The sequence below is a fragment of the Roseiarcus fermentans genome, assembly GCF_003315135.1.
Lineage (GTDB): Bacteria > Pseudomonadota > Alphaproteobacteria > Rhizobiales > Beijerinckiaceae > Roseiarcus > Roseiarcus fermentans.
Genome location: NZ_QNRK01000037.1, coordinates 34,765 through 47,124, shown reverse-complemented (window position 1 = coordinate 47,124; position 12,360 = coordinate 34,765). Strand labels below are relative to the sequence as shown.

The window sequence follows — 12,360 nt, the reverse complement described above, 5'->3', positions numbered from 1 at the left end:
CTTCGGTCACGAGGCGCTGGACGCCTTGCGCCCGGCGGCCTCGCGCCCGAGCCACGGGGCGATCGCCGCCACCAGGTCCCGGAGCCGGAACGGCTTGGCGACAAAACCGTTCATGCCCGCGGCGAGGGCGAGTTCGCGCTGGCTGGCCAACGCCCCGGCGGTCAGGGCGATCACCGGCAGGTCGGCGAGCCCCAGGTCGAGGCGAATGACGCGCGTCGCCTCGAGGCCGTCCATGTCGGGCATCTGAATGTCCATCAGGATCAGGTCGAAGGCGTCCGGATCGGCGCGAAGCCGCTCGATCGCCTCCCGGCCGTTCTCGGCCGCCTCACAGATCGCGCCTTCGACGGCGAGCAGCTTGACGGCGATCTCGCGGTTTGTGTCCGTGTCGTCGACCACGAGCAGCCGCATGCCGGAAAGCCGCTTCTCGCCCTTCGCCGACCTCGGAGCCACCGCCTTCGCCGACTCGGCCGGCGCCTTCCTGAGCGTGACGACGAACCAGAACTCGCTGCCGCTGCCCGGCTCGCTCGCGACGCCGATCTCGCCGCCCATCAGCGTGATCAACCGCCTGCTGATTGCGAGACCGAGGCCAGTGCCGCCGAACTTGCTGTAGGTCGTGCGCTCCGCCTGGACGAACGGCTCGAACAGCTTGCCCAGATGCCGGGGCGCGATGCCGATCCCGGTGTCGCGCACCGTGACGCGAACGCGAACGGACTCCGCGAGGTCGGCGACCGTCTCGGCCGAAACCGTGACTCCGCCTTGCGCGGTGAACTTGAGGGCGTTGCCCACCAGGTTGTTGAAGACCTGTCCCAGCCGCGTGGCGTCGCCGAGCAGGACGGGAATGTCGTCGGGAAGCGGGTCCACGCGCAGCGCGAGACCCCTCGTTCGGGCCGCCACCGCAAACGTGTTCGTGACGCTGGCGATGACCTCGCCGAGCGAGAACGGCGCCTCGTTCAGCTCGAGCTGGCCGGCCTCGATCTTCGACAGGTCGAGGACGTCGGTGAGCAGGATCAGCATATTGTGTCCGGCCGCATCGAGGGCGCGGACATAGCCGGTCTGTTCCTCGCCGAGTTCGCTGCGCGCCAGCAGTTGGGTCATCCCGAGGATGGCGTTGAGCGGCGTCCGGATCTCGTGGCTGATATTGGCCAGGAATTCAGACTTCGCCCGGTTCGCCGATTCCGCCTGAGCCCGGGCCTGCTCGAGGGCGTTGAGGGCGGTCTTCTGCTCGGTCACGTCGTAGGTGACGCCGACCACGCGCTCAGGCTTTCCGTCGGGTCGGCGAATCGTCTGGGACAGCCCGCGGAAGTATCGAATCGACCCGTCGGGCCGGCGGATACGGAATTCCGCCGGCGCGTTGCGCTCGCCCAGCACCGCCTGCCTGAGCGCCTCCCGGACGGAGGGCTCGTCCTCCGGATGGATCCGCGCGTAAAAGGCTCGGGTCGTGACCTCGAAATCCTTCTCGGGAAAATCGTACAGCTGGCGCTGCACCTTGTCCCAGTACATCGCGCCGGTGGCGGTATCGATTGCCCAAACGCCGATGATGCCGGCCGCGGCCGCGGCTTCGAGGCGTTCCTTGGTCTGACGCAGTTCGCTTTCGATCGTCTTGTAGTTGGTGACGTCGAAATAGGTCACCAGCGCGCCGCCCGTCACGGGCGCGACCCGCGTTTCGACCCAACGTCCGTTGCCCAGCCTTCGCTCGGCCTGCCTCGCGCCCCGCGTCTGCACGGCGGACCAGACCTCATCGGCCGTGAGATCGGGGCCGAGGTCGGCGAAGTCGCCGCGATCGTAGCAGAACCGGAACTGGTCGGGCAGCCGCAGGGGTCCGCGGTCGAGCAAGTCCTGCGGCAGGCCGAGGATGCGGCCGTAGTTCTCGTTGCGAACGACGCATTCCCGGTTCTCGTCGAACACGCCGATTCCGTAGGCCGCGGAATCGACCAGCTCCTGCAACAGACGACGGTTGCGCTCGAGGTCGAGTTCCGCGCGCTTGCGGGCGGTGACGATCGCGGCGACGCCGCGATAGCCGGTGAAGGCGCCGCCCTCGTCGAAAACGGGAACGCCGCTCGCGGAAAACCACTGAACCTCGCCCTGATCGTCCCTGTAGCAGCGCTCGATATCGCGAAACGCCTTGCGCGCCCGCAATCGCTCGACGCCTTCCGCCTTGAGCGCGCCCGGATTGAGCGCGTCCTGGGCATAGACGTCCGTGATCGACATCCCCAGGAGATCGTCGGCGGACAGCCCGTCGATGCCCTTGAAACTCTCGGAGAGGTAGGAAAACTTCAAGTTCTCGTCGAGTTCCCAGAACCAGTCCGCTGTGCTGCGGGAGAAATCGCGCAGCCGCCGGCGTTCCTCGTCGAGCATTTTTCGCATGCGCACGCGCTCGCCGATGTCGCGCGAGGACGTGTAGAGGTAGGTTTTTCCGCCGAGTTCGACCGCCTTGACGCTGATCTCGACGTCGAGCACGGACCCGTCCTTGCGGCGGTGCCTCGTCTCGATGGCGAGGGCCCGCCCGCTTTGCGCCTCCCGGCGAAACGCGGCCCGAAGCTCGCTTGCGCTCTTGACGACGTCGATGTCGGCGACGTTGAGCGTCCTGATCTCGTCGCGGCTGTAGCCGAGCATCTCGGCGAAGGACTCGCTGAATTCGACGATAACGCCGTCGAGATCGTGGATATAGACGCCGTCGACCGCGGAATCGAGCAGCGCCCTGAGGCGCTCCTCGTAGGCGAGCCGCGACGAGACGTCGTAGCCCTGCGCGATGAAATACCGGACGTCGCCGGATGACGTCCGCGCAACCGACGTCTCGACCTGCACCGGGACGCTCCGCCCGTCCTTGCGCAGACAGCGTCTGACGACGCCGTAGGTCTTCAATTCGCCGGCGGCCAGACGGCGCATATTATTGGTGGGATCGCGAGGCTCGCCCGGATCCAGGACGCTCGCCACGTCGAGGGCGAGCAGCTCGTCGCGGGTGTAACCGAGCAGGTCGCAGGCGGCGGCGTTGACCTCGACGATCCGTCCGTCGGCGGTGAAGATCGCGATCGCGCTCGGAGCGCAAGCCATCATGTCGCTGAACTTCCGTTCGCTCGCGATCAACGCCCGGTTTTTCGTCTCCAGCTCCTCGGTCCGGATGGCGACGCGCTTCTCGAGCAGCCTCTTGTCCTCGTCCAGGAGGACGGCCGAGGCGTGCAGGCGGCGCGCGAACCACGTCGCGGCGATTGCGAGCGCAAGCGTCAGGAGGCCGAGTTCCATCGCCAGACGCCGCCACGACGCGTCCAGGGACTGCATCGGCAGTCCGACCAGCACGAAGAACGGCGCGTGGCTCAACCTTTCATAGGCGTAGAGCCGGTCGACGTGATCGAGCGGCGAAACCGCCCGATAGAACGCATGATCCAGCGGCCCGCGCATCAGGACCTTCAAGGTCGCCGAAATGGAGCTGTCGCCCGGCGCGCCGCGCTCGCCCGGATCGCCGGAGAAGCGGGCGATCTGCACGCCCTCCTGGTTTCTCAGGACGATGACGCCATGGTCGACGAGGTCGACCGCCGGGAGCCGCGTCGCGTAATACGCCACCGGCACGCTGACGCCGACGACGCCGAGGAAGCCGCCCTGGCGGTCCTCGAGCCGCCTCGCGAGGATGATCACCCACTCGTTCGCGAATCGGCCCTCGACCGGGCCGTCGAAGATCAGCGCCTTGTCGCCCGCGGCCGCGCGCCTGAAATACGTCCTGTCCGCAACATTGACGGCGCTCGGGTCGAGCTGGAGTACGCCGCTGCTCAGCACGGCCTGTCCGTCCGGATTGAAGACGAAGACTCGCGAGACCCACGGATAGTCGGCGATCTCGTTCTTCATATAATCGGCGAGGCGCGACGGCTCCTTCGCGCCGCTCGCCGTCCCGTCGACGTAGAGCCGGCCGATCGACTTCAACAGCCCGTCCAGTTGAACAAACGAATTCTCGAAATCGTCCGCAACGAGCTTGGCGGTATTCGCCGCCGCCCTGCCGCCAGAGGCGTAGTCCGTCGCCCGAACCTGCCAGACCACGTAGGCCGACACCAGCGCAAACAGGAGCGTGATCGCCAGCGAGGCGCCATAGTAAGGCCACACGGTAGGACCCGCGCGAGGCTGACGATCGCCTGACAAAGACTCCGACCCGATCCACGTTGCTGCGACGAATCCGCCGCCTGCCTGCGCCGGCCCAACGGTCGGGTCCACTCTGCCCCTATTATGAGTGTTAGCACAATGTTCGCGCCGTCGATGCGACACAGGGTCACTATCGGGCGCCTTTTTTCAACCCTGGATACACGGGGGGCGCCGTTGTCCCATCATCGAGAGGAGACCGAAGGGCGGCCGGGCCCTGGGGCTTGGGCGGCTGCGCTTGGCGGGGGCCGTGCGGCTCCGCGGCTTGCACGTTCAGCGGGAACACGAATGCGGCGATGCCGGAGGCGGCGAAGGGCTCCTCTGCCGGGCGGACCGCTCGATCGAAGTAGCTGTTGCCCGAGGCGTTGGCGGCGCCGAGGCGGAATTGGGACAGGTCGCCGTCTTCGGCGATGCTGTGGAGCTCCCGCTGGAAGAAGCGCATGAGTTCGTCGTCGACAGCCGTATCGACGACGGTTCCAGCCTGCCATTTCCGTCCCGAGCCTTTGTCCGGCGTGTCGAGGTTGGACGTCGAGATGTAGAGTTTCGCCTGCCGCCCGGCGGTGACGACGACGACTTTCAGGTGCATGTCCTGGGGCGTGAACGGTCTTTCCGGGTTGCCCTCCATGCGGCTGTCGGCGAAGCCCTGCCAGACCTTCCGCACCCGCATCGTGTAGTCGGAACTGCCGCCGGCGATCGGGCTGTTCAGGTATTGGGAGGTGGTCGTGGCGCATCCGGCGCGACGCGCGCATCCGTTCTGGAACTGATAGTAGAAATTCACCGTGAGCTTCCCGGGAAAGGCGGACGGCGCCGGGACGGCGCCGGGCTTCTTGCTGACCGACACGACCTTGGCGCTCGCGAAGCTCGGACAGGCCGCCACCGGGCAGTCCACGAACCCGAACCTGACCAGCCTCGCGAGATTGTCGACGAACGGATTGGCGGCGCCAACCTCGAACATGAAGACGTCGACGGTCACGGCTCGCCCCTCGGCGAGCCATGTCGCGGCGTCGAGAATGACCTGATCGTACCAATCGACGGTCTGCAGATCGTCCACCTCGCCTTCGGCCGGCGGATGGAGATTGTCCGGAAACGGCCGCGACAACCCGCCGTCGGACCAGGTCGGCCCGACGAAGGCATGCCGTCGGCCGGCGTAGAAACTGACTTTCCGGCCGCCGATCTCGGCCGGCGTCGTCATGCCGTCGAGCCCTGAGGAATCGTGCGTTCCGCCGGGAAACACCGTTCCCGTATCCTCGACGACGGCGCGCCACAGGGTGCGGAAGCGAGCGTACAACGGCGGCGCCCGGTCCGGAGCGCCCAGTTCCACGAAGACCAAAGCGCTGTTGGCCTTCGTCGTGACGCCGACCGTCTGCAGGTTCGTCGAGCCGTTCTGCGTCATGTAGACGCTGCCGTTACTGCATTGCACGGTCTTGGCGTGGGTCGCGTCGGCCGGCAGGTCGATGTGCAGGCGCCCTTTCGGCAAGACCTCGCGCAGGTACGGGCGCTGGTTCGCGCACCCGTCGCAGTCCTTGCGAGAGACGGCGACGTTGACGTCGGCGCCGCGGATGGCGTCCAGACCGCTGAGAAACGTCCGCGTGACGTCCGGGCTGCCCGGCTCGCTCCCCGGCGGATAGCGCCAGCGCCGGATGTCGCTCGTTCCGCCGCCCGGCGTCGGGACGATGTCCGGGTCGAGGTCCCAGTCCTCGAGGAAGTTCAGATACCCCTCGTCGATGTAACACTGCGGCGTCCCCGGGTGGCGGGCGAGGGCGTCGAGGATGTAGGCGAACGGCGAATTCTGCGGCTCGTTCTGGAGGATGGCGGTCTGCGCGCCGGCCGGACGCGCAGCCAGAAGAAGAAGGCCTACCCAGACGACGAGCAGAGTCGGCACGCGCGTTGGACCTCCGCTCCGCCACAGGGGCGGCGCCGGGATTACTTCTGAACGACGACGCTGTCGCCGCGCAGAAAGAACGACGCCGCCGTCAGTTCGTCGGCTTCGCTCCAGGCCTTGCGCTCGGGCGGCCTCTCGTTGCGGATGTAGACGGCGCCGTCGCACAGAATCCGGGCCGTCCTCGGGAAACTCAGCGCCGAATAGGCGGTCGCGTTCGGGGTCGCGCCCGGGATCGGCGACACGGTCAGCGCGAACGCGCCGCTCGGATGGCCGAGGGTCAGTCTGCCGCCCTTGCCGGACTTGAGGGCGCCGTCGCGCAAGACCCTGTTCGGTACGGTTCCCGGGATCGCCGCCGCGGCGGCGAGGCAGGTCGAGCCGCTGCCGGGCGCAGCCGAATGCATGATCGATTCGAGATAGAACCGCGCGACGACGTCGATGTCCGCGGCCTCGACTGTCTCGCCGCCGAGGCCGGCGTAGCTCGCCGGCGGGGCGACCGACACCGCGAACGGCAGGGTCGCCCTGGCGATCGAGTCGAGCGTGTAGCCTTTCCAGCCGATCAGGTGCGCGATCTTCAGGCGCAGTTCGGTCAGGCGCGCGAGCATTCCGGGCGGGGCGAGGACGGCGCCGCTCGGCGCCGGCAGTTCGAGGCCGGTGCAGCCGATCCCGAACGCGGAGGCGTCGAAGAAGCCGCAGAGATTGACCATGTCCATGATCGTGACGTCGATCGCGGCGCCGTCGCCGAGCGTGATCCTGTCGACGAGATTGCCGGTCGGAAACGTCCGGCCGGTGAAGCCGCCGCCTTGCTCGCGAAAGTCGACGAGGATTTCGGCGCCCGTCCCGGGAACGCCTCCGATCGCGGTGTCCCCGGCCACCCGCGCCTCGCCGTTCAGGACGTCGAGCGTCATGTACATCATCTTCTGCGTGTTGGTGGAAAACGCCCGCACCGTCACCCGCCCGTCGGCGGGGTTCGGGATCATGTTCTTCATCAGCGCGAACACCGGCACGCCCGCGGAGATGTTGCCGCAGTTCATCTTGTAGGTGAGCGTGGCGGGCTGGTCAGGAAAAATCTGGACGAAGGTGTAGTCGACGTCGGCGTCAGGGCGCCTGGACGGCGAGACGATCGCGCATTTCGACTGGAGAATGGTGTCGCCGCCGAGGCCGTCCATGCCCATGGGGTCGGGCGAGCCGCGGACGGCGAGCAGGAATTCCTCGAGGCCCTCGCCCGGCTTCGGGACGTTGCGCCCCTCGAAAAAGAAGCCGCGGCTGGTTCCGGCGCGGATCAGCGTGATCGGCGCGAGGATCTGCTCGAGGTTTCGGTCAAAGTGGAAGTACGCCATGATGCAAGTCCTTGCAGACGGACGGAGCAGCCCCTAGGTCAGGATGAATTGAGGTTCGTCATTGCGAGCCGAAGGCGAAGCAATCCACGGCGCCGCAGCGTCCCGGCGTGGATTGCCTCGCTTCGCTCGCAATGACGGCGGTGTTTCCACTTGATTTCATCATGCTCTAGATCTTGCCGAACGCGCCGACCCGATTTCCGCCGTCGATCGCGCATGTGTATTTCGAGCCGAAGCCGAGAGAATTGTCGATGTACCAGACCCTGTCGGCGGCAAATCGGTAGACGGCCATCCGCGCCAGGCCCGATCCCGAACTCAAACCGGCGAAAATGGCCTCGGCGAAGGGAAATTTCTGGAAATACGGAACAAGCAGCCGCATCGTGTCCGTCGCCGGAGCGCGGGAGGCGGTTCCCTCGAACTGAAGGCCTCGGATCTCCGTCCAGTCGCGCGCCGGCGCGTGGATCGTCGCCGCGCAGCGGGGATTGCGCTTCAGGTTGGCCGAGTGCCGCGAGTTCGAGGACGAGACGAACCACAGATCGAAGCCGACGCTGACGAAGTAGACGTCGGTCGCCCACGGGCGATCGTCGGCGCAGGTCGCGAGCGTCATCGTCGTCGACCTGGTCATGAGGTCGAGGCGCCTCGCCTCGAGGTCATCGTTCGGCATGGCCCTTCCAACGCGCAAAGAGGTCGTGGGCGATCTGGAACTGGTCGAGGACCTTGCCGATCGTCTGGTCGACGATGTCGGAGACCGAGCGCGGATGGTGGTAGAAGGACGGGACCGGCGGCAGGATGACGCCGCCCATCTCGGTGATCGCAACCATGTGCCGGAGATGCGACAGGTTGAGCGGGGTCTCGCGCGGCACGACGACGAGCCTGCGCCGCTCCTTCAAGGTCACGTCCGCGGCCCGCGTGAGCAGGTTGTCGTCCAGCGCCAGCGCGATCTGGGCGAGGCTCTTCATCGAACAGGGGAGAACCACCATCCCGATCGTCTGAAACGAACCGCTGGAAATGGAAGCCGCGAGGTTGCCCGGATGGTGGACGACCTCGGCGAGCTCCTTGACGGCGGCGGGGTCGAGGCCGGCTTCCAGCCGCATCGTCATCTCCGCCCCCTTGCTCACGACGAGGTGGGTTTCGATCTCCGGAATGGTTTTCAGGACTTCGAGAAGCCTGATCCCATAAATCGATCCGCTGGCGCCGGACAGCCCGACGATCAACCGTTTCATGGCTCCGCTCTCCCCCAGCGGCCCAGGTCCGCAGGGCCGGCGTCGAACGCCGGCCCTTCACGATCCTGGCCGCTCGCGTGCGATTGCAAACCCCGAGGCCCGCTCCTCACTCGTCGGTGTCGAACTGGTCCTTGAGCGGGAATCCCGGGGGATAATCGACCTCGTTGGTCTTCTCGTTCCAGACGACGACCCCCTTGTGCGGCACGCCGGCGGTCGGTCCGCCGACGGCGTCGGTGTCGACCAGCCGCGCCGTCCTCAGGCCGTTGATCAGCCAGTCTCCGGCGACGGCGCGTTCGGCGCACTTCGTCCATTCGTCCGTCCAGTCGCCCAGGTTGTAGCCGTACCATTTCCAGCGCGGCGTGACCGGCGGCAGTCCGACCTTCTGCCAGATCGCCCTGGCCTCCTCCATGATCTCCTTGGTCGGCAGGGCGACGGGCGGCATCGGGTAATGCATCGTCGCGTCGATCATGATCTTGGCCTCCCATTCGCGATCGCGCAGTTTCGGCGCGTGTCCGTTGGCCTGGTAGTCCTCGATCTTCACCGATTTCATCAGGTCGGTGCGGTAGGCGATCGCCCACAGAACCTCCTCGATGTTGTTGGGATTGACGTCTTCGTCGACGGCGACGGTCATCTTGCCGACCGAGCGCATGAAAGTCGTGGCGCCTTCGAGCGCGCGCCAGATTTCGGTGCGCGGCGTGTTTTTCTCCAGAACGATCACGGTGAAGCGCGAAACGCCGATCATCGGCCCGTGCAACGCCACGTCCTTCACCTGCCTGATGTACAAAGTGTTCTTCAAGTGGTTCAGCATGACGGCGCTATAGTTCAACTGCTTGATCACGCCCGATTCGGACGGCGCCATCTGCGAGATCATCGAGGTCAGGATCGCTTTCTTCCGCCGCGTGATCGCCGTCACCGTGATGGAATGATTGTATTCCTCGACCGACATGTTGCCGTAGGATTCGCCGAACGGCGCCTCCATCTCCAGCTTGGTCGGATCGATCCAGCCTTCGATCACGATCTGCGCGTCGGCCGGAACCCACAGCGGCACGGTCTTGCCCCGCACCTTCCGATAAGCGGCGCCGGCCAGCCCGCCTGCGACATCCATGTCGTTCAGGTCTTCCGGGGTCTTCTGCGGTCCGATCACCTGCAGGGCGGGAGGCGCGCCGACCACCAGGGCGACCGGCATCTTCTCGCCGCGCGCCTTGTACTTCGTCCAGTTGTTGTGCGCGCCGCCGTTGGTCTGGATGAGCCACATCGCCGTCATCCGGTCGGACGCCTTCAGGCTGCAGCGGTTCTGGCTGAAGTTCTCAATTCCGGTGTCGGGGTTGAGCGTGATCCAGAGGCCCGCCGAGAAGTAGGGCGCGGTGTCCCACCCCGGCGTGTTGTTGGGGACCGGGATGGTGTCGAGGCCCTTGCCCGCGCCGCCCTGAATGTCCTTTTCGAGCAGAACCACCTCGTGAACCGGCGCCTCCTCCGACGGAATTTCAACGGCCGGGATGGGATTCTTGAAGGCGTGCATCCATTTTTGGTAGATCTTCTGCGACAACGCGGTCAGGTCTTCGCCCTTGTCGTCGATTCCCATGGACATCGCATAGATCGCCGGCGACCCGGCGGTGCCGCCGACCTGCACGTCGCAGTCGCCCTTGTAGGTTCGGCCCTTGGCGTCGGTCACGTTGGTGAACAGGAACGCGCGCTTGGGATTGTTGGTGAGCACCGTCCCGACGTCGCCGACGTAGCCCCAGCGAACGAAGGCGTGCAGATGCTTGTCCTTGTTCATCGGCTCGTCGATGGTCCACAGGAGATCGGCCTTCTTCAGCTTCTCCAGATGGTCGTTCAAGTCGTCGTAAGCGCGCTTGAAGCCTTTTTGCGGAGCGTCCTTGGTCGCGGTGGTGTCAGGGGCGACGATTCCCATAGCCTGATCTCCTACAACATGCTGATTGTCGAGCCGTTCCCGGGCGCGCGGCGTCGACGTTCCGCCTTCCCTTGTTCGTAGACGCAGCAGGCGTCCGCGAACGTTTACGAACAGTCCGGTCGACGCTCGGCGATGCGGCCGACTCGCTCGTCGGCCCGCTTCTCCCCCTCGATCGGACAAGCCGCCCGATCGTCTCCAGATGGGCGGCGAACCCGGGCAGAGTCCGCTGCGACATCGCAGCCTCCCTAGAGATTCGTCTTTGCGTCGGTTGCCCTGGTCGATTGAGGACCGTCCGGCAGGACGTCCGAAACCGTCACGTTCGGCTCGCGCATCGCCCGGGCTCGCTTGGCGCTGTCGAGGCCGTTGAGCAGCCAGTCGCCCGCGGCGGCGAGGCTCGCGCGCTTGTCCCAGTCGTCGTTCCATTCGCCGAGCGAATAGCCGAACCACGGGCTTTCCGGCTTGAGCGGCGGCAAGCCGAGCTCCGCCCAGAGGCGCTTCGCGTTCTCCATGTATTCGCGCTTCGGCAGCGCCACCGGCGGGAAGTCCACCTTCAGCGTCGCATCGATCAGCACGATCGACTCGAGCGGCGAGGCGGCGGTCCTGGGGGCGTGCCCGGCGCTCTTGTAGTTGACGATCTGGATGTCATCGACCGGGTTGCAGCGATAGGCGATCGCCCACAGGACGTGATTGGCGTTGTCGGGATTCACGTCCTCGTTGATGGCGACGCAGAACTTGCCGATCGCCGGCTGGAGCGACGAAGCGCCGGCGAGCGCCCGCCAGACCTCGGTCTTGGCCGCGCCGCGCTCGAGCGTGACGAACACGAATTTTCTCAGGTTCGTCCAGGGCTCGTGCAGCGACACGCGCTTGACCGACTTGATGTTGAGACGATCGCGCAGATGCTCGAGAAACAGCGGCTCGTAGGCCAGTTTCTTGATGACGCTCGATTCGCTCGGCGTCACTTGCGAGATGATCGAGGTGATGATCGCGTCCTTGCGCCGCGTGATCGCGGTCACGCGGGCGATCATGTTGTATTCCTCGATCTGCATGTAGCCGTGCGACTCTCCGAACGGGCCTTCCGGCTCGAGGGTCTCGGTGTCGATCAGGCCTTCGATGACGACGTTGGCCTCGGCGGGCACGAGCAGATCGACGGTTCGGCACTTGACGACGTTGATCGGCCCCTTGGCCAGCCCGCCGGCCACCGTCAGTTCGTCGACGCCGATCGGCAGTTTTTGCGGGCCGAGAAATTCGACGACCGGCGGGGCGCCGAGGACCACGGCGAACGGCATCGGTTCATTCCGGTCCCGGTACTTGGTCCAGTGGACATAGCCGCCCGCGAGCGTCGCCTTCTCCATCATCACGCACAGGCGGTCCGCGGCTTTCAGGTTGCCGCGATAGACTCCCATGTTCTGCACGCCGGTGTCGGGGTCCCTGGTGATCCAGAGGCCGGCGGTGAGGTAGGGCGCGACGTCGAACCCCGGCGTGGACACCGGGATGGGAAGCGCTTCGAGGCCCTTGCCGGGGTCGGAGACGTCTTTTCCGGTGAGCACGATCTCCTGGCAGGCGGCGCTGTCGACGACGCGGGGCGCGACGGGATTGGCGATCGCGTCGATCCAGGCCTTTCCGATCTGGTCGATCGAGCAATTCATGCCGAGCGCATAGATCTGCGGATTGGCCGACAGCACCCCGACGGCGACCTGGGTCCGATCATAGGCGCGGTTCTTGGAATCGCTGACGGCGGTGAACAGAAACCCTTTTCGTTCGTCTTCCGCGATGCCGCCGCAGAATTGCCACCGAACGAGGGGATGGACCTCTGTGTCCTTGTTGATGGATCGCGCGATGGTATTTAGCAAATTGTTTTTTTCTAAGATCGATAGATGGTCTTGCAAG

At 65.9% G+C, this 12,360-nt stretch carries 7 protein-coding genes; all 7 read right to left on the bottom strand.

The window, feature by feature from the left end:
- Positions 1–6 precede the first annotated feature (6 nt).
- Complete coding sequence (locus tag DFR50_RS25135; protein WP_113892016.1) at positions 7–4,089, bottom strand: PAS domain S-box protein; 4,083 nt, start codon at positions 4,087–4,089, stop codon at positions 7–9.
- A 166-nt stretch (positions 4,090–4,255) separates the two neighbouring features.
- Entirely contained in the window at positions 4,256–6,004 is a 1,749-nt protein-coding gene (locus tag DFR50_RS25130) for a hypothetical protein (RefSeq protein WP_113892015.1), read from the bottom strand.
- Positions 6,005–6,045: 41 nt separating this feature from the next.
- Positions 6,046–7,341, bottom strand: coding sequence for a PrpF domain-containing protein (locus tag DFR50_RS25125; RefSeq protein WP_113892014.1), 1,296 nt, complete (start codon positions 7,339–7,341; stop codon positions 6,046–6,048).
- Positions 7,342–7,507: 166 nt separating this feature from the next.
- On the bottom strand, positions 7,508–8,002 hold the full coding sequence (locus tag DFR50_RS25120) for a pyridoxamine 5'-phosphate oxidase family protein (protein WP_113892013.1): 495 nt from the start codon (positions 8,000–8,002) through the stop codon (positions 7,508–7,510).
- Entirely contained in the window at positions 7,989–8,561 is a 573-nt protein-coding gene (locus tag DFR50_RS25115; RefSeq protein WP_113892012.1) for a UbiX family flavin prenyltransferase, read from the bottom strand. Before DFR50_RS25115 ends, DFR50_RS25120 begins: the two co-directional genes overlap by 14 nt.
- 106 nt (positions 8,562–8,667) lie before the next feature.
- Positions 8,668–10,473: a UbiD family decarboxylase gene (locus DFR50_RS25110; RefSeq protein ID WP_113892011.1), complete on the bottom strand. Its 1,806-nt coding sequence runs from the start codon at positions 10,471–10,473 to the stop codon at positions 8,668–8,670.
- A 245-nt stretch (positions 10,474–10,718) separates the two neighbouring features.
- On the bottom strand, positions 10,719–12,323 hold the full coding sequence (locus DFR50_RS25105) for a UbiD family decarboxylase (protein ID WP_210209038.1): 1,605 nt from the start codon (positions 12,321–12,323) through the stop codon (positions 10,719–10,721).
- Positions 12,324–12,360: the final 37 nt, after the last annotated feature.

Bases quoted from the DNA above. Each gene is read 5' to 3' on its own strand.
- DFR50_RS25125 (WP_113892014.1), bottom strand. From the start codon at position 7,341: ATGGCGTACTTCCACTTTGACCGAAACCTCGAGCAGATCCTCGCGCCG.
- DFR50_RS25120 (WP_113892013.1), bottom strand. From the start codon at position 8,002: ATGCCGAACGATGACCTCGAGGCGAGGCGCCTCGACCTCATGACCAGG.
- DFR50_RS25115 (WP_113892012.1), bottom strand. From the start codon at position 8,561: ATGAAACGGTTGATCGTCGGGCTGTCCGGCGCCAGCGGATCGATTTAT.
- DFR50_RS25110 (WP_113892011.1), bottom strand. From the start codon at position 10,473: ATGGGAATCGTCGCCCCTGACACCACCGCGACCAAGGACGCTCCGCAA.